Raw genomic sequence first — 25,336 nt, 5'->3', positions numbered from 1 at the left:
GAAATTAGACTCCCCGGTCGTGCCGCTGTCGGGTTAGCCCTTGAACCCGAAAGTTCAAGGTGGAGGCTGCAGGAGGCGTTAAGGCTTTCCGTCAGGCGGACATGCACACCGGCCTCAACTTGCAACCCCCGTGGTTGCATTTATCGGCTCAGGGACATCACCGACTGGCCAACACACCAGGGAGCTGGCGGCGAGTATACCCCAAGAACCGTTCAGGAAACTGCTGTGCGTCGGTCCGGCTGCGTCAAAAAACGCCAAGGAGTGTCACTCTGCCGCGGCCGGGCGATGCTCAGGCCTGCTGTGCGTCCGGATCGGCGGCCAGGGCGTGGTCGACGCGCTCGAGCAGGTCACGTACCCGCTCGCGGGTGGACGTGGCTTCCTGGTCCAGGCGCTGCTGCTTGTGCAGCAGGTCGTGGGTAATGTTCAGCGCAGCCATCACGGCGATGCGGTCGGCGCCGATGACTTTCCCGCTGGAACGGATCTCGCGCATCTTCCCGTCCAGGTAACGGGCGGCGCTTTCCAGGTTGGCGCGCTCGTCGGCGGGACAGGCGATGCAGTATTCCTTATCGAGGATTTGGACGGTGACGGTGTTGGACTGGGTCATGAATCCTGCTCCAGGGCTTTCAGGCGCGAAATCATCGCTTCGACCTTGAGCCGGGCCATTTCGTTCTTTTCGATCAGATGAGCGCGTTCTTCACGCCAGGCCTTCTCGCTGGCAAGCAGGAGCCGGTTCTGGGCCTTGAGCTGCTCGACGCGCTGGATCAGCAGTTCCAGCTTGGCTGTCAGTGCATGCAGTTCGGCGTCTTCCATGGGCTGTCTACTTGGTGAGGAGTGACCGGGACTATATAGGATCGACGCGAGGAAGGGTCAAACCCATAACTGCCGGTGCGAATTGTCGCAGGTACGCAGATAGGGCGTCGTGGCCGGGCGGCCAATGCTGCCTTCAGGGCGCCAGGCTGCTAGGATACGAGGCCGTCATTCTAGTGATTGCGCCTTCTGGCGCCTAGCCACCCTTATGTCCAGTTCGAATTCTCCCTACAACGCTTTCGCCGCGCTTCTGGCCACCTCCGGCCAGCCGGTTTCCCCCGCCGAACTGCATGGCATGCTGCTCGGCCGCAGCTGCGCCGGTGCCGGTTTCGAGCCAGAGCCCTGGCTGGTCGACGTCGAGGAACTGCTTGGCAGCGCCCCCCAGGACAGCCTGCGCCAGGCCCTGATCGGCCTGCAGGAAATGGTCAAGAGCGAGCTGACCGGCACCGAGATGGCCGTGGTCCTGCTGCTGCCCAGCGACGACGCGCCGCTGGCCGAGCGCGCCGCCGCCCTTGGCCAGTGGTGCCAGGGCTTCCTCGGTGGCTTCGGCCTGACCGCCCGTGAGGGCGCGCTGTCCGGCGAGGCCGTGGAAGTGCTCCAGGACCTCGCCTCGATCGCCCAGGTGCAGAGCGCCCTGGAAGACTCCGACGACGGCGAGAGCGACTATATGGAAGTGATGGAATACTTGCGCGTGGCGCCCCTGCTGCTCTTCGCCGAGTGCGCCAAGCCCGCCGCGCCAGCTGCCAAACCCTCGTTGCATTGACCCTTGTGGCGGGCACCTGCCCGCCCTGAAGGAGCGCGAATGACCCGTATCCCCAAGGCCGAATACGCCCGTCGCCGCAAGGCGCTGATGGCGCAGATGGAAGCCAACAGCATCGCCATCCTGCCCGCCGCGCCCGTGCATATCCGCAATCGCGACGTCGAGCACGTCTATCGCCAGGACAGCGACTTCCAGTACCTCAGCGGCTTCCCCGAGCCGGAAGCGGTGCTGGTGCTGATTCCCGGCCGCGAGCATGGCGAGTACGTGCTGTTCTGCCGCGAGCGCGATCCGGAGCGTGAACTCTGGGACGGCCTGCGCGCCGGCCAGGAAGGCGCCATCCGCGACTTCGGTGCCGACGACGCATTCCCCATCGGGGATATCGACGACATCCTCCCCGGCCTGATCGAAGGGCGCAGCCGCGTCTACTACTCCATCGGCACCAACACCGAGTTCGACCAGCACCTGATGGAGTGGGTCAACACCATCCGCTCCAAGGCCCGCCAGGGCGCCCAGCCGCCCAAGGAATTCGTCGCGCTCGATCACCTGCTGCACGACATGCGCCTGTACAAGTCGGCGGCGGAAGTGAAAGTCATGCGCGAGGCCGCCGAGGTGTCCGCACGTGCCCATGTGCGTGCCATGCAAGCCTCCCGCGCCGGGTTGTACGAATACCACCTGGAAGCCGAGCTGGAATATGAATTCCGCAAAGGCGGCGCGAAGATGCCGGCCTACGGCTCCATCGTCGCCGCCGGCAAGAACGCCTGCATCCTGCACTACCGCGAGAACGACGCGCCCCTGAAGGATGGCGACCTGGTGCTGATCGACGCCGCCTGCGAGCTCGACTGCTACGCCAGCGACATCACCCGTACCTTCCCGGTCAGCGGCCGCTTCAGCCCCGAGCAGAAGGCCATCTACGAGCTGGTGCTGAAATCCCAGGAAGCCGCCTTCCTCGAAATCGCCCCCGGCAAGCACTGGAACGAAGCCCATGAGGCCACCGTTCGAGTCATCACCGCCGGACTGGTGGAGCTTGGCCTGCTCAAGGGCGATGTCGATGAACTGATCGCTTCCGAAGCCTACAAGGCCTTCTATATGCACCGCGCCGGCCACTGGTTGGGGATGGACGTGCACGACGTCGGCGAATACAAGGTCGGCGGCGAGTGGCGCGTGCTGGAGCCCGGCATGGCGATGACCGTCGAGCCCGGCATCTATATCGGCGCCGACAACCAGGATGTGGCGAAGAAGTGGCGTGGTATCGGCGTGCGCATCGAGGACGATGTGGTGGTGACCAGGACCGGCTGCGAAATCCTCACCGGCGGCGTACCCAAGACCGTGGACGAAATCGAGGCGCTGATGGCCGCTGCGCGCAGCCAGGCCGCCTGACATGCATCACAGCCAAGTCGCAATCATCGGCGGCGGACTGGTCGGCGCCAGCCTCGCGCTGGCGCTGCAGGAAGGTGCCCGGGCGCGGGGTTGGAAGATCGTCCTGATCGAACCCTTCGCCCCCGGCAACAGCTTCCAGCCCAGCTACGATGCCCGTTCCTCCGCGCTGTCCTTCGGCAGCCGGCGGATCTACGAGCGCCACGGCCTCTGGCAGACCATCGCCCAGCGCGCCGAGCCCATCCTGCAGATCCACGTCTCCGATCGCGGACGCTTCGGCGCCGCCCGTCTCTCGGCCCTGGAAGAGGGTGTGCCTGCATTGGGCTACGTGGTGGAGAACGCCTGGCTCGGCCAGTGCCTCTGGCAGGCCCTGGACGAGGACGTGGTGACCTGGCACTGCCCGGCCGAAGTGGTCGGCATGCAGGCCCTGGAGGGTGGCTACCGCCTGACCCTGAACGACGAGACCCAGCTCGACTGCGACCTCGCCGTGCTCGCCGATGGCGGTCGCTCCGGCCTGCGCGAACAACTGGGCATCGGCGTGCGCCGCACTCCCTACCAGCAGACCGCGCTGATCGCCAACGTCAGCCCGCTGGAAGCCCATCGTGGCCAGGCCTTCGAACGCTTCACCGATGACGGCCCGATGGCCCTGCTGCCGCTGCCGGAGAATCGCTGTGCGCTGATCTGGAGCCGCCCTGGCGACGACGCCGAACGCCTGGCTCGACTGGACGAACGGCGATTCCTCGACGAACTCCAGGCAACCTTCGGTTATCGCCTGGGGGCTTTCCAGCAGGTCGGCGCGCGCCACCTCTATCCGCTGGAACTGGTGGAAGCCGAAGAACAGGTGCGCTCCAACCTTGTGGTGCTGGGCAACGCCGCCCACAGCCTGCACCCCATCGCCGGCCAGGGCTACAACCTGTCGCTGCGCGACGCCCAGGCCCTGGCCGAGGCGCTGCTGGCCAGCGACCGGTTGCCGGGCGACTTCGCCACCCTGCAGGGTTACCTGCAGCGCCAGCGCCTGGACCAGAACCTCACGGTGGGCTTCTCCGACCAGGTGACCCGCCTTTTCTCCAACGCCGAGCCTCTGCTGGCCGCCGGACGCAACCTGGGCCTGCTCGGCCTCGACCTGCTGCCGCCTGCCAAGCGCTGGTTCGCCCGCCAGGCCATGGGCCTGGGCACTCGTCCGGATTGACCGGGCGAGCCTCGAACGGACATACAGGGAGCCTCAAGGCCTGATATGGAATTGCGCGCGGATCTGATCATCGTGGGCGCCGGCATGGTCGGCAGTGCACTGGCCCTGGCGCTGAAGGACAGCGGCCTGGACATCCTGCTGATCGACGGCAGCCCGCTCAGCGTCAAGCCATTCGACCCGGCCGCGGCCTTCGAGCCGCGCGTCAGTGCCCTGTCCGCCGCCAGCCAGCGCATCCTCCTGCGCCTGGGCGCCTGGCCGGGTGTGCTCGCGCGGCGCAGCAGCCCCTATTCCGAAATGCGTGTCTGGGACGGCTCCGGTACCGGGCAGATCCATTTCTCCGCCTCCAGCGTGCATGCCGAGGTGCTCGGCCACATCGTCGAGAACCGTGTGGTCCAGGACGCGCTGATGGAGCCGCTGCACGACAGCGGTATCGGCCTGATGCCCGGTGCGCGCCTGGAACGCCTGCGCCGCTCCGGCGACGACTGGCTGCTGACCCTGGTGGACGGCCGCGAACTGCGCACGCCGCTGGTGGTCGCCGCCGACGGCGCCAACTCCGCGGTGCGCCGCCTGGCCGGTTGCGCCACCCGCGAGTGGGATTACCTGCACCACGCCATCGTCACCAGCGTGCGCTGTGCCGAACCGCACCAGAGCACCGCCTGGCAGCGTTTCACCGATGACGGCCCGCTGGCCTTCCTGCCCCTGGAGCGGGATGGCGAGCACTGGTGCTCCATTGTCTGGTCGGTGACCCCGGCCGAGGCCGAACGCCTGATGGCGCTGGACGATACCGCCTTCTGCAACGAACTCGGCCGGGCATTCGAATGGCGCCTGGGCGAGGTGCTCGGCGCCGATCCGCGCCTGTGCATCCCGCTGCGCCAGCGACACGCCAAGCGCTACGTGGAAGAAGGCCTGGCCCTGATCGGTGATGCCGCCCACACCATCCATCCGCTGGCGGGGCAGGGGGTCAATCTCGGCTTCCTCGATGCGGCGGTGCTGGCCGAAGTCCTGCTGCATGCCAATGCACGTGGCGAGCGTCTGGCCGACGAGCGCGTGCTGGGCCGCTTCGAGCGTCGGCGCATGCCCCACAACCTGGCGATGATGGCAGCGATGGAAGGTTTCGAGCGGCTGTTCCAGGCCGACCCACTGCCCCTGCGCTGGCTGCGCAACAGTGGCCTGAAATGGGTCGACGGCATGCCCGAGGCCAAGGCGCTTTTCGTGCGCCAGGCGCTGGGACTTTCCGGGGATCTACCGGACCTGGCGCGCGCCTGACGATTAGCTGCGCGTCGGAATAACTGCGTTGAAAAAGGCTTTGGAAGCCGCTTGCGGCTAACGCGCTTCAGCGCGGCCCGGAGGGCGAACAAAGTGAGTACTGCTCATTTACAATCGTAAACTCCGCGTCCTCGGCCATTTTCGCCTTGTTCTTCTCCAGCTCGCAGAATCGTGCACATAGTCCCCTAAATACATACCCCGACATATAAACCCTTAGAGTTCACAACTGAGGTTGACTATCATTCAGCCTTCGTCGACATCACAAGAGGCTCCTGCAATGCGGGTACGTAAGTCCCTTTTCGCGCTCCTGGCGCTGTCCGCCGCCGCTGTTTCGGCCCAGGCTGCCGATGAAGTGGTGGTCTACTCCTCGCGGATCGACGAGCTGATCAAGCCGGTCTTCGATGCCTACACCGCCAAGACCGGCGTGCAGATCAAGTTCATCACCGACAAGGAAGCTCCGCTGATGCAGCGGATCAAGGCCGAAGGGGAGAACGGCGTAGCCGACCTGCTGCTCACCGTCGACGCCGGCAACCTCTGGCAGGCCGAGCAGATGGGCATCCTGCAGCCCTTCACTTCGCCGTTGATCGACAGCAACATCCCGCCCCAGTACCGCGCCGGCAGCCACGCCTGGACCGGCCTGTCGCTGCGTGCGCGGACCATCGTCTACTCCACCGAGCGGGTGAAGCCGGAAGAGCTCTCCACCTACGAGGCGCTGGCCGACAAGAACTGGGAAGGCCGCCTCTGCCTGCGTACCGCGAAGAAGGTCTACAACCAGTCGCTGACCGCGACCCTGATCGAAACCCATGGCGCGGCCAAGACCGAGGAAATCCTCCAGGGCTGGGTGAACAACCTGGCCACCGACGTCTTCGCCGACGATAACGCCGTGATCCAGGCGGTGGATGCCGGCCAGTGCGACGTGGGCATCGTCAACACTTACTACTACGGCCGCCTGCACAAGGAAAACCCGGAGCTGCGGGTGAAGATCTTCTGGCCGAACCAGGCTGACCGCGGCGTGCACGTCAACCTGTCGGGCGTCGGCCTGACCAGGCACGCGCCGCATCCAGAGGCCGCCAAGGCCCTGGTGGAGTGGATGACCACCGACGAGGCGCAGAGCCTGTTCGCGGGCATCAACCAGGAATTCCCGGCCAACCCGAAGGTCAAGCCGTCGGATGAAGTCGCCGCCTGGGGCAGTTTCAAGGCCGACACCATCCCGGTGGAAGTGGCCGGCAAGCGCCAGGCCGAGGCCATCAAGATGATGGACCGCGTCGGCTGGAACTGATCCGCCGCTCTGCCGCTATACTCGACGCCCCGGCCAGTCCGGGGCGTCCTGTTTCGATCCCCGAGAGGTTTGCGTGGCCCATCCCGCCCAGCGCCGCTGGTATCCCATCAGCTTTGCCGTCGCCTTCCTGGTTCTGCTGCCCCTGAGCGTCCTGCTGCTGTCCTGGGGCGAAGTGGACGGGGAAATCTGGTCCCATCTCTGGGACACCCAGATGCCGCGCCTGCTGGGCAACACCCTGGTGCTGGTCACTGGCGTGTCGGTGGGCGTGACCGTGATCGGCGTCAGCCTGGCCTGGCTCACCAGCCTCTGCGAGTTCCCCGGCCGGCGCTGGCTGGACTGGGCGTTGATGTTGCCCTTTGCCGTACCGGCCTACGTGCTGGCCTTCGTCTTCATCGGCCTGTTCGATTTCTCCGGCCCGGTGCAGACCCTGCTCCGCGAGTGGTTCGGCAGCGGCTTGCGGTTGCCGCGGGTGCGCTCGACAGGCGGGGTGATCACGGTGCTGGTGCTGGTCTTCTATCCCTACGTCTACTTGCTGGCCCGCGCCGCGTTCCTGGCCCAGGGCAAGGGGCTGATGGAAGCCGCCCGGGTTCTCGGACAATCACCCTGGCAGGCGTTCTGGCGGGTCGCCCTGCCCATGGCGCGACCGGCCATCGGCGCCGGCCTGGCCCTGGCGGTCATGGAGACCCTGGCGGACTTCGGCGCCGTGGCGGTGTTCAACTTCGACACCTTCACCACCGCCATCTACAAGACCTGGTACGGCTTCTTCAGCCTCTCCAGCGCCGCCCAGCTGGCCAGCCTGCTGCTGCTCGGCGTCTGCCTGGTGCTCTATGGCGAGCGCCGCGCCCGTGGCGCCAGCCGCCCGGCCAGCGAGCGGCCCCGGGGCAAGGCGCTCTACCACCTGCACGGGATCAAGGCGCTGGCGGCGACCTTCTGGTGCTCCCTGGTATTCGCCTGTGCCTTCGTCATTCCGATCCTGCAACTGCTGGTGTGGTTCTGGCAGCGCGGCCGCTTCGACCTCGACGAGCGCTATGCCGGGTTGATCCTGCACACCCTCTACCTCGGCGGCATGGCTGCACTGCTCACCGTCTGTGTGGCGCTGCTGCTGGCCTTCTCCCGCCGCCTGGCGCCCGCCCGGCCGGTGCGCGCTGCAGTCGGCCTGGCCAACCTCGGCTATGCGCTGCCGGGCTCGGTGCTGGCGGTGTCCCTCATGCTCGCGTTCAGCTACCTCGACAAACACCTGGTAATCCCGCTGTCCAGCTGGCTCGGCGGTGCCGGCAAGCCGCTACTGCTGGGCAGCCTCGGCGCGCTGCTGCTGGCCTACCTGGTGCGCTTCATGGCGGTGGCCTACGGTCCGCTGGAGAACGGCCTGGCGCGCATCCGTCCGTCGCTGCCGGAGGCTTCCCGCAGCCTCGGCGTCGGTGGCCCGGCGCTGTTCTTCCGCGTCTACCTGCCGCTGCTGGTGCCCGGCACCTTGAGCGCCGCGCTGCTGGTGTTCGTCGATGTCCTCAAGGAAATGCCCGCCACCCTGCTGATGCGCCCCTTCGGCTGGGACACCCTGGCTGTGCGCATCTTCGAAATGACCAGTGAAGGGGAATGGGCCCGCGCCGCATTGCCGGCCCTGACGCTGGTGCTGGTCGGCCTGCTGCCGGTGATCGGCCTGATACGCCGTTCGGCACGACGGATCGGCCACTGAACGCGGTGGGAGAAGGGGCGGCGAGCCCGGAGTGGGCAGGGCGCGATGGCAATTTGCTAATGCGCGACCACACTTTTCGCTGACTGCCAGCCGGAGTGTCCAGTGCCCGACCTTGCGGCTACAATGCGCGCCATTCGTTGCGGCCTACCCTGCTGCGGCAGCGGATGATCCCGCGCCCAAGGCCCGCCGCATCCTCGCCAAGCCCGGAAGGAGAAACCCATGGGACAGCGCACTCCATTGCACGACCAGCACCTGGCGCTGGGAGCCAAGATGGTCGATTTCGGCGGCTGGGACATGCCGCTGCACTACGGCTCCCAGGTCGAGGAACACCATCAGGTGCGCCGCGACTGCGGCGTCTTCGATGTCTCCCACATGACCGTGGTGGACGTGTCCGGTGCCCAGGCCAAGGCCTGGCTCCAGTATCTGCTGGCCAACGATGTCGAGCGCCTGCAAACCCCGGGCAAGGCCCTGTACAGCGCCATGCTCAATGAGCAGGGCGGGGTGATCGACGACCTGATCGTCTACCTCACCGGCTCCGGCTATCGCCTGGTGGTCAATGCCGCCACCCGCGACAAGGACCTGGCCTGGATGCAGGCCCACAGCCAGGGCTTCGAGGTCCGGCTCGACGAACGTGCCGACCTGGCCGTGCTGGCCATCCAGGGCCCCAGCGCACGCAGCAAGGTGGCCGAGCTGGTGAGCACTGAGCGAGCGGCGCTGATCCACGAACTGAAACCCTTCCAGGGCCTGCCTGACGGCGACTGGTTCGTCGCCCGCACTGGCTACACCGGCGAAGACGGCCTGGAGATCATGCTCCCCGCCGATCAGGCCGCCGGCTTCTTCAACGAACTGGTGGGCGCCGGCATCGCCCCCATCGGCCTGGGCGCCCGCGACACCCTGCGCCTGGAGGCCGGCATGAACCTCTATGGCCAGGACATGAGCGAAGAGGCTTCTCCGTTGGTGTCCAACATGGCCTGGACCGTCGCCTGGGAACCCGAAACCCGTGACTTCATCGGCCGTCAGGCCCTCGAAGCAGAACGCGCCGCCGGCGTGGCCAGCAAACTGGTCGGCCTGGTGCTGGAAGAGCGCGGTGTGCTGCGCGCCCACCAGGTGGTGCGGGTGGAGGGCGTGGGCGAGGGCGAGATCACCAGTGGCAGTTTCTCCCCGACCCTGAACAAATCCATCGCCATGGCGCGGCTGCCGATGGCCGCCGGCGAGCGTGCCGAAGTGGAAATCCGCGGCAAGTGGTTCCCGGTACGCATCGTGCGGCCGAACTTCGTGCGCAATGGCAAAGCCTTGATCTAAATTTGCAGGCGGGCCATCCGCCACAGTCTCTGAGGAATTCGACATGAGCAACATCCCCGCTGAACTGCGTTACGCCCCCAGCCACGAGTGGGCCCGTCTGGAAGCCGATGGCACCGTTACCGTGGGCATCACCGACCATGCCCAGGAAGCCCTGGGCGACGTGGTCTTCGTCGAACTGCCGGAAGTCGGCAAGACCCTGGCCGCTGGTCAGGAAGCCGGCGTGGTGGAATCGGTGAAGGCCGCTTCCGACATCTACGCGCCGATCGGCGGTGAAGTGATTGCCGTGAACGAAGGCGTCAGCGATGCCCCCGAGAGCGTCAACAGCGATCCGTACGGTTCCTGGTTCTTCAAGCTCAAGCCGAGCGACGTTGCCGAGCTGGACAAACTGCTCGATGCCGCCGCCTACAAGGCAGCTGCCGACGCCGATAGCTGATTCACCCGCTATCCTTCAAAAAGCCTCGCTAGTCGAGGCTTTTTGTTTTTCGATGCGGCCAAACGAGGTTCTGCCCATGTCCCAGATGCCCTCGCTGTCCCAGCTCCAACAGCCCGATGCCTTCCTCCGCCGCCATCTGGGGCCGGACGAAGCGGAGCAGCGGGCCATGCTTGAGGCCATGGGCCTCGACAGCCTCGATGAGCTGATCGTGCAGACGGTACCGCCGGCGATCCGCCTCAATCGCCCTCTTGAGCTGCCGGCGGCGCTGGACGAACAGCAGGCCCTGGCCAAGCTGCGCGGCTACGCCGACCAGAACCAGCTGTGGACCAGCCTGATCGGCATGGGCTACTACGGCACCATCACGCCCACGGTGATCCTGCGCAACGTGCTGGAAAATCCCGGTTGGTACACCGCCTACACACCCTACCAGCCGGAGATCGCCCAGGGGCGGCTGGAAGCGCTGCTGAACTTCCAGCAACTGACCATCGACCTCACCGGTCTCGACCTCGCCAGTGCGTCCCTGCTCGATGAAGCCACCGCCGCCGCCGAAGCCATGGCGCTCGCCAAGCGCGTGGCGAAGTCCAAGAGCAACCTGTTCTTCGTCGACGAGGATTGCCACCCGCAGACCATTTCCGTGGTGCAGACCCGGGCCCAGGCCTTTGGCTTCGACCTGGTGTTGGACCATGTGGATAACCTGGCGCAGCACCAGGTATTCGGCGCGCTGCTGCAGTACCCGGATACCCACGGCGAGATCCGCGACCTGCGCCCGCTCATCCAGCACCTGCATGGCCAGCAGGCGCTCGCCTGCGTCGGCGCCGACCTGCTCAGCCTGCTGGTGCTCACCCCACCCGGCGAGCTGGGGGCGGACGTGGTGTTCGGCTCGGCCCAGCGCTTCGGCGTGCCCATGGGCTACGGCGGCCCTCACGCGGCCTTCTTCGCTACCCGTGACGACTTCAAGCGCGCCATGCCCGGGCGGATCATCGGCGTTTCCAAGGACGCCCGCGGCAACGTCGCCCTGCGCATGGCCTTGCAGACCCGCGAGCAGCATATCCGCCGCGAGAAGGCCAACTCCAACATCTGCACGGCCCAGGTGCTGCTGGCCAACATCGCCAGCTGCTACGCCGTCTACCACGGCCCCGAGGGGCTGAGACGCATCGCCCAGCGGGTCCACCGGCTCACCGCGATCCTTGCCGAAGGCCTGGCGCGCCGGGGCGTCCAGCGTGACAACCAGTACTACTTCGATACCCTGACCCTGGATGTCGGCGGCAGCCAGACGGCGATCATCGAGTCGGCCAAGGCGGCGCGCGTCAACCTGCGCATCCTCGGTCGCGGCAAGCTGGGGGTCAGCCTCGACGAAACCTGCACGGCGGAAACAGTGAATCAGCTGTTCAGCATCTTCCTCGGCGCCGACCACGGCCTGTCCGTCGCCGAACTGGACCAAGCCGTGCTGGTCCCCGGTATCCCGCCCGAGCTTTCCCGCAGCAGCGGTTATCTCGACCACCCGGTGTTCAACGCCCACCACAGCGAAACCGAGATGCTGCGTTACCTCAAGCAGCTGGAGAACAAGGACCTGGCACTGAACCAGGCGATGATCCCGCTGGGCTCCTGCACCATGAAGCTCAACGCCACCAGCGAGATGATCCCCATCACCTGGCCGGAGTTCGCCAACCTGCACCCCTTCGCGCCCCGCACGCAGGCCCTCGGCTACAAGCTGATGATCGACGAACTGGAGTCCTGGTTATGTGCCATCACCGGATTTGACGCCATCTGCATGCAGCCCAACTCCGGCGCCCAGGGCGAATACGCCGGGCTGCTCGCCATCCGCCGCTACCACGAGAGCCGCGGCGAGGGGCATCGCAACATCTGCCTGATTCCCGCCTCGGCCCACGGCACCAATCCGGCTTCGGCGCAGATGGCGAGCATGCGGGTGGTCATCGTCGAGTGCGACCAGGAAGGGAACGTCGACCTGGAAGACCTCAAGCGCAAGGCCGAGGACGCCGGTGGCCAACTGTCCTGCCTGATGGCCACCTACCCCTCGACCCATGGTGTGTACGAAGAGGGCATCCGCGAAATCTGCGAGGTCATCCACAGCCACGGCGGCCAGGTGTACATGGATGGCGCCAACCTAAACGCCCAGGTGGGCCTGGCGCGTCCGGCGGACATCGGCGCCGACGTCTCGCACATGAACCTGCACAAGACCTTCTGCATTCCCCACGGTGGTGGCGGGCCGGGCATGGGGCCGATCGGCGTGCGTGCGCACCTGGCCCCCTTCGTCGCCAACCACCCGGTGATCGAGCTGAAGGGACCGAACCCGGAGAACGGCGCGGTCAGCGCGGCGCCCTGGGGGAGCGCGAGCATCCTGCCGATCAGCTGGATGTATATCGCCATGATGGGGCCGGAGCTGGCCGATGCCACCGAAGTGGCGATCCTCAGCGCGAACTACCTGGCCCGGCAGCTTGGCGACGCCTACCCGGTGCTCTACAGCGGGCGCAACGGGCGGGTGGCCCATGAATGCATCCTCGACCTGCGGCCGCTCAAGGCGGAAACCGGGATTACCGAGGAGGACGTGGCCAAGCGCCTGATGGACTACGGCTTCCATGCGCCGACCATGAGCTTCCCGGTACCGGGCACGCTGATGGTCGAGCCCACGGAAAGCGAAAACAAACACGAGCTGGACCGCTTCATCGAGGCGATGCTGAGCATTCGCGCGGAGATCGCCAAGGTTCAGGCGGGCGACTGGCCGGCCGAAGACAACCCACTCAAGCGTGCGCCCCACACCCTGGCTGATGTCATCGGTCACTGGGAACGGCCTTACGGCATCGAGGAAGCCGTCACCCCGACCGCGCATACCCGCGCCCACAAGTACTGGCCGACGGTGAACCGGGTGGACAACGTCTACGGCGACCGCAACCTGTTCTGCGCTTGCGTGCCGATCGAGGACTATCGGGAGTAGGTCTGAAGTCAGGACCGTAGGAGCGAGCCCTGCTCGCGAAGGGTTAGGTGCACGTGGGCTGGGTCGAGGATCGCGCTACCGGCGCCGGATCGCGAATGAATTCGCTCCCACAAGGTTCGGCCCTGTGGGAGCGAAGGGCATTACTTCATTCTTCGGTTGCCAGGATCGCACCGGCCAGTTCGGCGTCGCTGGCCTTGAGGTCGGGGTGTTCGCTGCGAATGCGCTGCAATGCGGCTTCCAGGTAGGGGCCGCGGATTTCCCCGCCGCTGGCGACGAAGCTGCTGGCATCGTCGCGTGCCGCGACTATCAGCTTGTCGTCCTTGAAGGTGAGGTAGGTGGATGCGGTCGTGGCACCGGACGAAATGATGTCTCGCCAGAAATCGCTGTCTGCCATGGCCGAGCCGAAAGGTACGGCGATCAGGGCGAAAGCGGCTGTATAGAGGCGGGTGCGCATAGGCTGTTACTCCGTTCACGGGTGGGCCTAGAACATCAGATTCAGCCGCCATCGACGTAGTTCAACCTCGCCGCCCACCGGTCACGGGTACGGGTCGGGTACGCCGCGCGCACCAGCGTCTGGCGGCGCAAGGATCGTTCCCAGGGACGAGCTCCGACTACTCCCGCCTCAGCGCCGGGTCGTCCGGGTTCTGCTGCTCCAGTTCCGCCAGCAGCGCCTGGACCTTCTGCATCTGCCCGGCTTCGCGCCAGTAGCTGATCAGTGCCAGGCGTGCTTCGCGGTTGGCGGCGTCGCGCTCGAGCAATTCTTCCAGTCGATGGCAAGCCGTCTCCAGCTGGCCGCTATCGTGCAGGGCCACGGCGTAGACGTAGTCGTACTGGCTGTTCTGTGGCTCCAGGCGGACGGCTTCGGCAAAGGCCTCGAGCGCCGCCGGCAGATCGCCCTTGCGCACCAGCATCAGCCCGTTGGCGTGCTGTAGCAGGGCGGACTGGGGATGTTCCTTGAGGCCCCGGTCGAGCAGGGCACGGCCTTCCTCCCAGCGGAAGTTGCCATCCAGCCACTGCACCAGGGCGACCAGGGCCGGCAGGAATTCCGGATCGCGCTGCAGTGCGGTGCGCAGGCGCGACTCCACGGCGTCGCCGCGCCCGTTGGCTTGATAGAGCAGTGCCAGGTTGAGGTTGGCCTCGGCGCGTTCCTGCAGCTTGAGTTGCACGGCCTCGTATTCCGCGATGGCCTTGTCCCAGGTTTTCTCGTAATTGCCCAGCCCTGTGGCGCGCAGCCCCAGCAGCTCATGGGCGGCGGTGATGCGTACGCCGCGCACCGGGTCGGTGAGCAAGGGCGCCAGCAGATTGCGCCGCTGCTCAGGCGGCACCAGGGCCGCGACTGCACGAATCGCCGCCAGGCGCACCTGCGGTGCGGGGTGGGTCAGGTCCCGTGCGGCGGCCTTGAGCGCCCGTTCGCTGGGATAGGCCGGCAGTTCCGCCAGCAAGGTAGCGCGGCGAATGGCCGGCAGCTCGCGGATTTCCAGTTGCTGGTAGAGCGCCCGCGAGGCGCCCGGACGGCCATTGCGAATCAGCCACAGGCTTTCGTCGTAGCGGGGCGCGTCGGCCTTGGCCTCGCCGTACCAGAGGCGAAACTGCTCGGCGACCCTGTCGCCCGACTGGTCGCGGTGGCAGCCGAGGCAGGCATCCGAGGTGCCCAGGCGCAGGGCGCGGGCCGGGTTGGGCAGGGTGAAGCCGTGGTCGTGGCGATAGTCGTTGACCATGAAGGACTTGCCCGGCATGTGGCAATCCACGCATTGCGAGCCGGCCTGCCCCTGGGGGTGATGGTGATGCTCGGGGTTGTCGTAGTCCTTCGCTTTCAGTCCCTTGCCGTCGATCCCGGAGATGCCGGTCTTGCCCGACGGGTTGTGGCACTGCAGGCAGAGGCCGTTGCCCGGCACCTCGAGTGCCGTGCTGTGAGGGTTGTGGCAAGTGCTGCAACGCAGGCCCTTGGCGAACATCCGGCTCTGGGCGAAGGAGCCGTACTCGAACACCTCGTCCTTGATCTTGCCGTCCAGTTCGTAGAGCTCACGGGTCAGCGCGCTGGGCAGGTAGTCGTCCATCAGGCGGTTTTCCTGGTGGTGGCCGTCGTCCAGCGGTGCGCGCCGGGAGTGGCAGCGGGCGCAGGTTTCCACGGCCCTGATCCTGTTGGTGCCGCTGAGGTCGATGGCGAAGCCGGCGTTCGCTGCATCGAGCTTCTTCGCCGCCCAGTCGAGATGGCCGGAGGCCGGGCCGTGACAGGCCTGGCAGCCGACGCCGAGGCTGTTCCACTGGCTGGAGAAGCGATCGGCGGCGGGGTCGTAGTTACGCTTGAAGCCCGTGGTGTGGCATTCCACGCACATGAAGTTGGCGTTCTGCTGCGGGCGGCTCCAGTGCAGGGGATTTCGGAAGTCCACGCCCTGCCCGGGGTAGAGATGGAACCAGGCGCGCTTGTCCACGTCCCAGGCCACGCCCAGGGCCTGCAGGCGTCCGCCCGGAATCTCGATCAGGTACTGCTGCAGCGGCGCGACGCCGAAGGCGTAGGCAACGCGGAAATCGGCCGGCTTGCCGTTGGCGCCGGGGGTGTTGACCCAGAAGCCGCCCTCCTTGCGGAAGAAACGGGTGGTCTCGCCTTCACCCTGGAAGGTGACGTCGTTGAAATCGCCCAGCACGCTGGCGTCGGTGGCTTCCTGCATCGCCAGCTGGTGGTGGCTGCCCCGCCAGTCGTTCGCCTGCCGGGCATGGCAACCGGCGCACTGGCCTTCGTCCACCATGCTCGCGGTCTGGTTACCGGCCTGGGACGGGAGTTTGTCCGGCTGGGTACCGCTGCCGCCCTTGAGGTACAGCCAGACGCCCAGTCCGATCAACAGCAGCAGGGCTGCCAGGACCGGGTAGACAGGGCGCCGAACAGGCTTGGGCGGGGCGATCTTGTGGTGCTTCGACATGCAGACATCCGCTGTACAGGCAAGCGTGCTTCACGGGCGTGCAGGTTCGATGAATGCCCCGCAGGCCGTCAAGGCTGCATGTCGATCCCGCTCGGCGATAGCGGTTGATGATGCCTTTCAGCTTGCACCCTTCGATGGTCTCCACGTCCCGCGCCCGCCGCGAGCAGCGGACGCAGGCGCTGGGTGACCGATATTCCGATACTCCCTTCGCAATCACCAGGTCCGGCCCTGCAAGCCCGGCTGGCGATCCGCGGCGCGGGATGATCAGACGGGTTCGACCTTCAGTAGCACGCCATCCTGGCCGACGACGCGCACCTGGCTGCCGGCCGGCAGGTCCGGCCCGGACACCAGCCAGACGGAATCGCCGGCGCGGATCTTGCCGCGACCGCCGCTGATGGCTTCATGCAGGGCGAATTCGCGGCCCACGAACTCCTGGCCGCGCCGGTTCAGGCCGGGCTGGTCGGAGACTTTCGCGGCGCTGCGCTGGCGACGCCACCAGAGCACGGCGGTGAGGATGGAGAGGACGCCGAACAGCAGGAACTGGATGGCCCAGTGCAGTTCAGGGGCGATGAAGGTGATCACCCCGACGCAGGCCGCGGCCACGCCTATCCACAGCAGGTAGCCGCCGGCGCCGAAGACTTCGAGGATCAGCAGGAGGGTGCCGAGTGCCAGCCAGTCCCAGTAGGTCAGGTGCTGGAGGTAGTTCCACATCGTTTCAGCCCTTCTTGCCGTCGAAGGTGGCACGGACGATTTCGCCGATGCCGCCCACCGCGCCGATCACCTGGCTGGCTTCCAGGGGCATCAGCACCACCTTGCTGTTGTTGGCGCTGGCCAGCTTGCCCAGCGCGTCCACGTATTTCTGCGCGACGAAGTAGTTCACCGCCTGCACGTTGCCGTGCGCGATGGCCTCGGACACCACGCGGGTCGCCTCGGCTTCGGCCTGGGCGGCGCGCTCACGGGCCTCGGCTTCCAGGAAGGCGGCGGTACGCTCGCCTTCGGCCTTGAGGATCTGCGCCTGCTTCTCGCCCTCGGCCGTGAGGATTTCCGCCTGGCGCCGGCCTTCGGCTTCGAGGACCTGGGCGCGCTTCAGACGCTCGGCTTTCATCTGGCTCGCCATGGCTTCCACCAGGTCGACCGGCGGGGTGATGTCCTTGATCTCGATACGGGTGACCTTGATGCCCCAGGGCGCGGTGGCTTCATCCACGGTGCGCAGCAGGCGTTCGTTGATCGCGTCGCGCTGGCTGAGCATGGCGTCCAGCTCCATGGAACCGAGCACGGTGCGGATGTTGGTCATCACCAGGTTGCGGATGGCGTGTTCCAGGTCGTTGACCTCGTAGGCCGCCTGGGCGGTGTTGATCACCTGGAAGAAGCACACGGCGTCGATGGTGACGATGGCGTTGTCGGCGCTGATGGCTTCCTGCGGGGGAATGTCCAGCACGCTTTCCATGACGTTGATCTTGCGGCCGATGCGGTCCATCACCGGAACGATGATGTTCAGGCCCGGCTTGAGCGTGTTGGTGTAGCGGCCGAAGCGCTCTACCGTCCACTCGAAGCCTTGCGGCACGACCTTGAAGCCCATGAAGACGATGGCGATCGCCAGGGCGACGAAGAGGATGACGACACTGCCGATTTCCATGGGATGTGCTCCTTTTGCTGGCTGTATCTCGGTGACTGGAGCCCCTCCGCTCCAGCCGCCAAGCATTTCATTTCTGTTCGCTTTGTGGCGTGACCCGCAGCACTTCTTCGATGGTTGTCAGGCCCGAGGCGACCTTCTGCGCGCCGGACAGGCGCAGGCTGCGCATGCCTTCCTTGAAGGCTGCACGGCGCAGGGCGATGAGGTCGGTATCGGCGGTGATCAGCGGTTTGATGCCGTCGGACAGCAGCATGATCTCGTACACCCCTGCGCGGCCCCGGTAGCCGGTATCACGGCATTCCAGGCAGCCAACGGCGCGGTGGGCGCCGGTAGGCAGCGGCGCGCTCCAGGGTTTGGTCAGGCTGGCCCAGTCTTCCTCGCGCAGTTCCATCGGTGCCTTGCAGTGCGGACACAGGGTGCGCACTAGTCGCTGGGCCATGACCCCGAGCAGGGTGGCGCGCAGCAGGTAATAGGGCACGCCCAGTTCCAGCAGGCGGGTGATGGCGCTTGGGGCGTCGTTGGTGTGCAGGGTGGAGAGCACCAGGTGGCCGGTCAGCGCGGCCTGGATCGCCATCTCGGCGGTTTCCAGATCGCGAATCTCGCCGATCATGATGATGTCCGGGTCCTGGCGCATCAGCGCGCGCACGCCGCTGGCGAAGGTCAGGTCGATGTTGTGCTGCACCTGCATCTGGTTGAAGGCGCCCTCGATCATCTCGATGGGGTCTTCGATGGTGCAGACGTTCACCTCGCTCGTGGCCAGCTGCTTGAGCGTGGTGTAGAGCGTCGTGGTCTTGCCAGAGCCGGTGGGGCCGGTGACCAGGATGATGCCGTTGGGCTGGTTGGTCATGCTCTGCCAGCGGCGCAGGTCATCCTGGGAGAAACCGAGCTGGTCGAAGCTTTTCAGCAGCACTTCGGGGTCGAAGATCCGCATCACCATCTTTTCGCCGAAGGCGGTGGGCAACGTCGACAGGCGCAGTTCCACTTCGCCGCCGTCCGGGGTCTTGGTCTTGACCCGGCCGTCCTGGGGCTTGCGCTTTTCCGCCACGTTCATCCGCCCAAGGCTCTTCAGGCGGCTGACCACCGCCATGGTGACCTGCGGCGGGAATTGATAGACGGTGTGCAGTACGCCGTCGATGCGGAAACGCACGGTGCCCTGCTCGCGGCGCGGTTCGATGTGGATATCGCTGGCGCGCTGCTGGTAGGCGTACTGGAACAGCCAGTCGACGATGTTGACGATGTGCGCGTCGTTGGCGTCCGGCTCCTGCTCGCTGGAGCCGAGCTTGAGCAACTGCTCGAAGTTGCCGACGCCGCTGATCTTCTGGTCCACCGCGCTGGCGCCGCTGACCGACTTGGCCAGGCGGTAGAACTCCAGGGTGAACTTCTGGATGTCCACCGGGTTGGCGACCACGCGCTTGATCGGGCGCTTGAGCACGTGGGTGAGGTTGCTTTCCCAGCCCTGCACGAAGGGCTGGGCGCTGGCGATGGTCACCGCCTCGCTATTCACCTCCACGGCGAGGATCTTGTGGCGCTGGGCGAAGGCGTAGGACATCAACGGGGTGATGGCGGCGACGTCGATCTTCAGCGGGTCGATGCGCAGGTAGGGCTGGCCGGCATGTTCGGCCAGCCAGTGGCTGAGGGTTTCCAGGTCCAGCTTCTTGCCGGGACGCTTGAGATCGTCCACCTGCTGGCTGGCCAGGAACTCCAGGGGATGCTGTTGGTTGTTCACCGCGCTACGGCGAATGGCCAGGCAATGTTCGGCCTGGTCCTGGCTCAGGCGGCCCTGGGCCACCAGTTCGCGCATCAGGTCGTTGAGGTCCAGCCAACGATCCTGGGCGGGTGAGGCAAAGGCGGACATGCATGCTCCTCGGTCACGCTGTTCAGTCTCAAAGAGTAGTCAATCGCTCTTCTCGCGGGACGGCAAGCATGCCCGAATCGCAGGTTCTCGACTAAGTGCTGGATCAAGGAACGGCAGCCTGCTCCAGCTCCACCGAGAACACGCTGACCAGCGAGCGCATCTTCTGCGCGATGACTTCCGCACGGTGCGGCGTCAGCCCCGGCTGGCGCAATTGCACCAGCAGGTTGTCGCCGAGCCGGTTCACTTCCAGCCAGTGCGGTACCAGTTGCAGCTGGGAGAAGAAGGCGAGCAGGCGACCGAGGATGTCCGCTTCCGCCTCGGCGATGATGGCGAATTGCATCTCGCAGGCCTGGAGCTGGGTGGCGCGCGGGTGCCAGTGGTCTTCGCGGGTAGCGGGGGCGGTCTGCAGGCTGAGCATGGTGGATTCCTCGGTGGGGACGCCGATAGTTTTCCAGTCTGCAACGGGATTTTTCTGCCTGAATCACGTGGATAGGCAGATTCTTTGGATAGACTTTCCTGAAATTGATCAGAGTCGGGAATTTTTATGTCCGTCGCCCTGGATAGCTACGATAAGCGCATCCTTGAACTGCTGCAGGAGGACGCGAGCCTTTCCACCGCCGAAATCGCCGAGCGGGTGGGGCTGTCCCAGTCGCCCTGCTGGCGGCGTATCCAGCGCCTGAAGGAGGAAGGGGTGATCCGCCGCCAGGTCACCCTGCTGGACCGGCGCAAGGTGGGCCTTAATGCGCAGATCTTCGCCCAGGTGAAACTCAACGCCCACGGCCGTTCCAACCTCACCGAGTTCGCCGAGGCCATGCGCCGGTTTCCCGAGGTGCTGGAGTGCCATGTGCTGATGGGGGCGGTGGATTTCATGCTGCGCATCGTCACCCGGGACATCGAGGCCTATGAGCGCTTCTTCTTCGAGAAGCTGTCGCTGGTGCCGGGGATACAGGAAGTGAACTCCATCGTCGCGCTGTCGGAGATCAAGTCCACCACCAGTTTGCCGGTGGGGCAGGGGTAAGGCGGAGAGAGATGTGTGGGAGCGATTCAATTGCGAATGAATTCGCGCCCACAAAGTAGAGCGTCAGGAAGCCTTGCTGTCGTCGCCCAGGACGACCGGCTCCTTCGCCAACCTGCCCGCCTGGTGCGGCGGCGTGAGGCCCATGGACAGGTAGATGCTGGTCAGCCCTTCCACACCCATCTCCGCCGGTCGTACCCACTCCACCGGCACGTAGATCAGCCCGCCGCCCACCGGAATGGGCGCGGTGGGCACGAGGATGGCGCAGTAGGGGCGGCCGTCCAGTTCGAAGGTTTCCGGGTTCGGGCGCAGGGCCAGCACGGCCGCGCCGTTGCCGCCGAACAGGCACCAGACCGGGGTCATCGCGGCGATGTCGGCGTTCTGGCTGCGGTCCAGCAGGCCGACGAAGCGGTCCGCCAGGCCGTACAGGCTGCCGATCAGCGGTGCACGGCGCAGGGTCATGTCCAGTAGCCAGGCCAGCGGCCGGCGCAGGCCGAGCTGCACGGCCAGGCCCAGGGGGTACAGGCTGCCCAGCAACACCAGGGTGCCGACCAGATAGGCCAGCACCGGGTTGCTCGCAAAGGGCTGGCCGAGGGCGCCGAGGAGCTGGCCGATCACCGTGGAGGGTCCCACCAGCCGGTTCAGCAGGCTCACCAGCCAGGCCAGCAGGGCCAGGGTCAGCACCAGTGGCAAGAGGGCCAGCAGGCCGGTGAGCCAGGTGGTGACCACGGAGCGGAAGCTTTGCTTGAGCATGGTGGGTTCCCGGAACGTGCCTTATCTGGTCAGCGCCTTCCAGCTGCGCAGGCTGATCAGGGCCTGCGCCTGCTCGCTGCGGGCTGCCAGTACTTCCGCGTCAAGCGGCTGGGCGGCCAGTTCGGCGAACTTGGACAGTTCACCGTAGGCGCGGTCGACTTCCGGCACTTCCAGCACCTGGCGCGCCAGACGCAGCCAGACCAGCAGGCGCTCGATACGCGGAAGCTGCTCGGACAGGTCCTCGGGCTGGCGCTTGTAGCGATCCAGCTTGAGGGCTTGGCCTTCCTCGGCGATCAGGCGCGGCAGCCAGTTGCCCAGCACGGCCTGGCCCTGGCGATTGCCACGCTCATTGCGTTCGACGGTCCAGGCGCGGGTCAGCAGCCAGCGGGAAGCGTTGAGGGAGAACAGGCCCCAGCGGGTGCCGGCGAGTTCTTCGGCGAACTGCTGCGGCGCGGCGTGGCGCACGGCTTCATCCAGCTCGCCGGCCTGCACGCGCGGGCGCCAGTCGTTGAGCAGGGCGTCCAGGGCTTCGCGCAGGTCATGGCTGCTGGCGCGGGGAGCGGCCTGGCCGAGGCTGCCGATCAGGGCGCGCAGGTCGACCAGTTGCTGCAGCCAGTCCACCAGCAGCTTCCAGTGACCATTGAAGCGGTACTGCTCGGCCAGGCGCTGGCTGCTGCCCAGCAGGTGCCAGGCGAGGGCGGTGAAGGCGTCGTCCAGCGGCAATTCGGCCGACAGGGCCGGCGCCGGCAGGCTGAGGTGGTAGCTGTTGGCGTCATGGAGGCGATAGCCGCGTTCGGCCTTGCTGATGTCGCAGGGCATCAGCGGCAGATCGGCGGCGAGCTCGGCGGCCAGTTCCAGCAGCGCCTCGGGTTCGCCCTGGCGCAGCTCCAGTTCCAGTTCGCAGATGTCTTCTTCCAGCTTGCCGGCGATCACCTTGCCCTGGTCCAGGGCGGCCTCGATCACCACCTTGGCCTTGCCGCGGCCCCAGGCGATCTCGGCGCGGTCACGGTGGAAGTCGGTGGTGAAGATGGGCTTGAGCTGCTTCTTGTCCAGCTCGGCGAGGCTGGCGGGCCAGCAGTCGTCGGTGAGCTTCTTCGGGTCCAGCTTGGCCTTGTCCAGGTACCAGTCCCACTCATTGCGCTCGGACAGCCCGGCCACGCTCTGGCCACGGGTCTTGAGGGTCTGGATGAACTGCTCGCCGTCGCGGCGCAGGCGCAGGGCAACGCGGGCCTGGGCCAGGTCGCGGTCGGGCGTGTCGAAGTACTGGTTGAAGAGTTCGCGGCGTTCCCAGCCGGACTTGTTGCGCTTCTTCAGCAGCGGGTGGTCGCGCAGGGCTTCCAGGGTCTCGCGGCTGGCGCGAAGCTTGATTTCGGTCTCTTTGTTCATCGCCGGGGTCTTCGGACGCAGCCAGGGGGTGGCTGCCAAGGCGGTGAAGTTTACAGGACGGGCGGGCCACGTGCCGCAGCGGTTTCACCGCGCGCGGCCTTGGGCCTATGATTATCGCTCGTCCGTGGAGGTCCTCCGATGTCCGTTCCAGACCTGAAATCCCAGTTCGCCGCACTGATCGCCACCCCCTCGGTGAGCTGCACCCAACCCAGTTGGGACCAGTCGAACCAGGCGGTGATCGAATTGCTGGCCGGCTGGCTCGGTGACCTCGGTTTCCGCTGCGAGATCCAGCAGGTCTCGCCGGGCAAGGCCAACCTGCTGGCAACCTACGGCACGGGCCCCGGCGGCCTGGTGCTGGCCGGCCATAGCGACACCGTGCCCTTCGACGCCGCCCTGTGGAAAACCGACCCGCTGAAGCTCAGTGAAGCCGGCAATCGCTGGTATGGCCTGGGCAGCTGCGACATGAAGGGCTTCTTTCCCCTGGCCATCGAGGCCGTGCGCGGCCTGCTGGACCAGCGGTTCCAGCAGCCGCTGATCATCCTCGCCACCTGTGACGAGGAAAGCTCCATGGCCGGTGCCCGCGCGCTGGCGCAGGCCGGCAGGCCCCTGGGCCGCGCGGCGGTGATCGGCGAGCCGACGGGGCTCAAGCCCATCCGCCTGCACAAGGGGGTGATGATGGAGCGCATCGACATCCTCGGGCAGAGTGGCCATTCCTCCGACCCCAGCCTGGGCCACAGCGCCCTGGAAGCCATGCATGCGGTGATGAGCGACCTGATCGCCTTGCGTGGCGAGTGGCAGCAGGAGTTTCGCAATCCGCAGTTCAGCGTGCCCCAGCCCACGCTGAATCTCGGCTGCATCCACGGTGGCGACAACCCCAACCGTATCTGCGGCCAGTGCAGCCTGGAGTTCGACCTGCGCCCACTGCCGGGAATGAATCCGGACACCCTGCGCGCGGTGATTCGCCAGCGCCTGCGTCCGGTGGCCGAGCACTACCAGGTGATGATCGACTTCAAGCCGCTGTTCCCGGCAGTGCCGCCGTTTGAGCAGTCGCCGGAAAGTGATCTGGTGCGCCTGGCCGAACGTCTTACCGGCCATACCGCGCAGTCGGTGGCCTTCGGCACCGAAGCACCGTATCTTCAGCAGCTCGGTTGCGAGGCCCTGGTGCTCGGCCCCGGCGACATCGCCTGCGCCCACCAGCCGGACGAGCATCTCGAACTGTCACGGATCGAGCCTACCGTTGCGCTATTGCGCCAGCTCATCCAGCATTACTGCCTGCAATCCGCCACCAAGTCCTGACCAGGAGGGTTTCCGTTGATGCTCATGCGACGACGATAACGCGCCGCCTCACTTTCATTCCCGGACAAGCCGGGGATCGCACTCGTCAATTCGCTCTACGACAGGCTCACGGAACCATGCTCGACTACGTCAACTGGCTGCGCCACGCTACCCCTTACATCAACTCCCACCGGGACTGCACCTTCGTGGTGATGCTGCCCGGCGAGGGGGTCGCTCATCCGAACTTCGGCAATATCGTCCACGACCTGGTGCTGCTGCACAGCATGGGCGTGCGCCTGGTGCTGGTGCACGGCTCACGCCCGCAGATCGAGGCGCGCCTGGCTGCGCGCGGCCTGACCCCGCACTTCCACCGCGACCTGCGGATCACCGACGGCCCCACGCTGGAATGCGTGATCGATGCCGTGGGCCAGCTGCGCATTGCCATCGAGGCACGCCTGTCCATGGATATCGCCGCCTCGCCGATGCAGGGCTCGCGGCTGCGGGTGAGCACCGGCAACTTCGTCACCGCGCGCCCGATCGGCGTCGTTGACGGCGTCGACTACCACCACACCGGCGAAGTGCGCCGCGTGGACCGCAAGGGCATCGGCCGCCTGCTGGACGAGCGCGCCATCGTGCTGCTGTCGCCGCTCGGCTACTCGCCCACCGGGGAAATCTTCAACCTCGCCTGCGAGGACGTGGCCACCCGCGTCGCCATCGACCTGGGGGCGGACAAGCTGATCCTGTTCGGCGCCGAGCGCGGCCTGATCGACGAATCCGGCAAACTGGTGCGCGAGCTGCGTCCGCAGCAGGTGCCGCCGCATCTGGTTCGCCTGGGCAACAACTACCAGGCCGAGCTGCTCGACGCCGCGGCCCAGGCCTGCCGCGCCGGGGTCAAGCGCAGCCACATGGTCAGCTATGCCGAGGATGGCTCGCTGCTCACTGAGCTGTTCACCCGCGATGGCGGCGGCACCCTGGTGGACCAGGAGCAGTTCGAATCCCTGCGCGAAGCCACCATCGACGACGTCGGCGGCCTGATCGATCTGATCACCCCGCTGGAGGACCAGGGCATCCTGGTGCGCCGTTCGCGGGAAGTGCTGGAGCGGGAGATCGAGCAGTTCACCATCGTCGAGCGCGATGGCCTGATCATCGCCTGCGCGGCGCTCTATCCCATCGCCGACTCCGACGCCGGCGAGCTGGCCTGCCTGGCGGTGAATCCGGAATACCGCCACGGCGGCCGAGGCGACGAACTGCTGGAGCGTATCGAGGAGCGGGCCCGCGCCCTGGGCCTGAAGACCCTCTACGTCCTCACCACCCGCACCGCCCACTGGTTCCGCGAGCGCGGCTTCCAGCCCAGCGGCGTCGAGCGCCTGCCGGTGGCGCGGGCGTCGCTGTACAACTTCCAGCGCAATTCACAGGTGTTCGAGAAGGCACTGTAGGGGCTGTTT

General features: G+C 66.4%; 22 protein-coding genes and 1 other RNA gene. 12 read left to right on the top strand and 11 right to left on the bottom strand.

The genetic code is table 11. The annotated features are described in order from the left end of the window. Positions 1-6: 6 nt before the first annotated feature. From ssrS to FXN65_RS26725, 3 genes are all read right to left on the bottom strand, one after another. A non-coding RNA gene (gene ssrS, locus FXN65_RS26735) (6S RNA) lies at positions 7-186 on the bottom strand. Positions 187-289: 103 nt separating this feature from the next. Then, the gene (locus tag FXN65_RS26730; RefSeq protein ID WP_077525606.1) at positions 290-604 is read right to left on the bottom strand and encodes a cell division protein ZapA; all 315 of its coding nucleotides are present in this window, start codon (positions 602-604) and stop codon (positions 290-292) included. After that, complete coding sequence (locus FXN65_RS26725) at positions 601-810, bottom strand: TIGR02449 family protein (protein WP_028626819.1); 210 nt, start codon at positions 808-810, stop codon at positions 601-603. The genes FXN65_RS26730 and FXN65_RS26725 overlap by 4 nt, the downstream gene beginning before the upstream one ends. Before the next feature lie 205 nt (positions 811-1,015). Here FXN65_RS26725 and FXN65_RS26720 point away from each other — a divergent pair, with 205 nt between their 5' ends. The 9 genes from FXN65_RS26720 (at position 1,016) to gcvP (ending at position 13,056) form a co-directional block, all read left to right on the top strand. Then, entirely contained in the window at positions 1,016-1,570 is a 555-nt protein-coding gene (locus FXN65_RS26720; protein ID WP_151138218.1) for a YecA/YgfB family protein, read from the top strand. A 39-nt stretch (positions 1,571-1,609) separates the two neighbouring features. Next, positions 1,610-2,944, top strand: coding sequence for a Xaa-Pro aminopeptidase (pepP, locus tag FXN65_RS26715; protein ID WP_151138216.1), 1,335 nt, complete (start codon positions 1,610-1,612; stop codon positions 2,942-2,944). 1 nt (position 2,945) lies between these two features. Further along, a complete protein-coding gene (gene ubiH / locus FXN65_RS26710; protein ID WP_151138214.1) occupies positions 2,946-4,130 on the top strand; it encodes a 2-octaprenyl-6-methoxyphenyl hydroxylase in 1,185 nt (394 codons plus the stop codon). A gap of 45 nt (positions 4,131-4,175) precedes the next feature. Continuing rightward, a complete protein-coding gene (locus tag FXN65_RS26705; protein ID WP_151138211.1) occupies positions 4,176-5,396 on the top strand; it encodes a 2-octaprenyl-3-methyl-6-methoxy-1,4-benzoquinol hydroxylase in 1,221 nt (406 codons plus the stop codon). A gap of 277 nt (positions 5,397-5,673) precedes the next feature. Then, on the top strand, positions 5,674-6,675 hold the full coding sequence (locus FXN65_RS26700) for an extracellular solute-binding protein (protein ID WP_151138209.1): 1,002 nt from the start codon (positions 5,674-5,676) through the stop codon (positions 6,673-6,675). A gap of 73 nt (positions 6,676-6,748) precedes the next feature. After that, positions 6,749-8,368: an ABC transporter permease gene (locus tag FXN65_RS26695; protein ID WP_151138206.1), complete on the top strand. Its 1,620-nt coding sequence runs from the start codon at positions 6,749-6,751 to the stop codon at positions 8,366-8,368. Between the two features lie 219 nt (positions 8,369-8,587). After that, positions 8,588-9,670: a glycine cleavage system aminomethyltransferase GcvT gene (gene gcvT / locus FXN65_RS26690; RefSeq protein WP_151138203.1), complete on the top strand. Its 1,083-nt coding sequence runs from the start codon at positions 8,588-8,590 to the stop codon at positions 9,668-9,670. A 43-nt stretch (positions 9,671-9,713) separates the two neighbouring features. After that, positions 9,714-10,103 (top strand): glycine cleavage system protein GcvH, encoded by a 390-nt coding sequence (gene gcvH / locus FXN65_RS26685; protein WP_151138201.1) that lies wholly within the window; start codon positions 9,714-9,716, stop codon positions 10,101-10,103. Between the two features lie 76 nt (positions 10,104-10,179). Further along, the gene (gene gcvP / locus FXN65_RS26680) at positions 10,180-13,056 is read left to right on the top strand and encodes an aminomethyl-transferring glycine dehydrogenase (protein WP_151138199.1); all 2,877 of its coding nucleotides are present in this window, start codon (positions 10,180-10,182) and stop codon (positions 13,054-13,056) included. A gap of 145 nt (positions 13,057-13,201) precedes the next feature. Here the strand turns inward: gcvP and FXN65_RS26675 are convergent, their stop codons facing one another. From FXN65_RS26675 to FXN65_RS26650, 6 genes are all read right to left on the bottom strand, one after another. Next, on the bottom strand, positions 13,202-13,510 hold the full coding sequence (locus tag FXN65_RS26675) for a DUF2388 domain-containing protein (protein ID WP_151138196.1): 309 nt from the start codon (positions 13,508-13,510) through the stop codon (positions 13,202-13,204). 157 nt (positions 13,511-13,667) lie between these two features. Then, positions 13,668-15,974 (bottom strand): cytochrome c3 family protein, encoded by a 2,307-nt coding sequence (locus FXN65_RS26670; protein ID WP_151138194.1) that lies wholly within the window; start codon positions 15,972-15,974, stop codon positions 13,668-13,670. Between the two features lie 264 nt (positions 15,975-16,238). Continuing rightward, positions 16,239-16,685: an NfeD family protein gene (locus tag FXN65_RS26665; protein WP_151138191.1), complete on the bottom strand. Its 447-nt coding sequence runs from the start codon at positions 16,683-16,685 to the stop codon at positions 16,239-16,241. A gap of 4 nt (positions 16,686-16,689) precedes the next feature. Then, positions 16,690-17,610 carry an SPFH domain-containing protein gene (locus tag FXN65_RS26660; protein ID WP_151138189.1) on the bottom strand — a complete coding sequence of 307 codons (921 nt, stop codon included), beginning with the start codon at positions 17,608-17,610 and terminating at the stop codon, positions 16,690-16,692. A 67-nt stretch (positions 17,611-17,677) separates the two neighbouring features. Beyond that, entirely contained in the window at positions 17,678-19,462 is a 1,785-nt protein-coding gene (locus FXN65_RS26655; protein ID WP_151138186.1) for a GspE/PulE family protein, read from the bottom strand. Between the two features lie 103 nt (positions 19,463-19,565). Further along, positions 19,566-19,880, bottom strand: a complete 315-nt coding sequence (locus FXN65_RS26650; RefSeq protein WP_151138184.1) for a hypothetical protein — start codon at positions 19,878-19,880, stop codon at positions 19,566-19,568. Between the two features lie 126 nt (positions 19,881-20,006). Here FXN65_RS26650 and FXN65_RS26645 point away from each other — a divergent pair, with 126 nt between their 5' ends. After that, entirely contained in the window at positions 20,007-20,480 is a 474-nt protein-coding gene (locus FXN65_RS26645) for an Lrp/AsnC family transcriptional regulator (protein WP_151138181.1), read from the top strand. A gap of 63 nt (positions 20,481-20,543) precedes the next feature. On the opposite strand, the gene FXN65_RS26640 is transcribed toward FXN65_RS26645, so the two are convergent. Together FXN65_RS26640 and FXN65_RS26635 are read right to left on the bottom strand one after the other, a co-directional pair. Beyond that, positions 20,544-21,230, bottom strand: coding sequence for a DUF502 domain-containing protein (locus FXN65_RS26640; RefSeq protein ID WP_151138179.1), 687 nt, complete (start codon positions 21,228-21,230; stop codon positions 20,544-20,546). Positions 21,231-21,251: 21 nt separating this feature from the next. Further along, positions 21,252-22,616, bottom strand: coding sequence for a CYTH domain-containing protein (locus FXN65_RS26635; RefSeq protein ID WP_151138176.1), 1,365 nt, complete (start codon positions 22,614-22,616; stop codon positions 21,252-21,254). Positions 22,617-22,754: 138 nt separating this feature from the next. On the opposite strand from FXN65_RS26635, the gene argE reads away from it, so the two are divergent. After that, the gene (gene argE / locus FXN65_RS26630) at positions 22,755-23,912 is read left to right on the top strand and encodes an acetylornithine deacetylase (RefSeq protein WP_151138173.1); all 1,158 of its coding nucleotides are present in this window, start codon (positions 22,755-22,757) and stop codon (positions 23,910-23,912) included. 116 nt (positions 23,913-24,028) lie between these two features. After that, positions 24,029-25,327: an amino-acid N-acetyltransferase gene (argA, locus tag FXN65_RS26625; RefSeq protein ID WP_151138170.1), complete on the top strand. Its 1,299-nt coding sequence runs from the start codon at positions 24,029-24,031 to the stop codon at positions 25,325-25,327. Positions 25,328-25,336 lie beyond the last annotated feature (9 nt).

It is taken from the genome of Pseudomonas lalkuanensis, assembly GCF_008807375.1.
GTDB lineage: Bacteria > Pseudomonadota > Gammaproteobacteria > Pseudomonadales > Pseudomonadaceae > Metapseudomonas > Metapseudomonas lalkuanensis.
The sequence above is the reverse complement of the archived record's forward strand: the minus strand, read 5'-3'. Positions and strand labels throughout refer to the sequence as shown.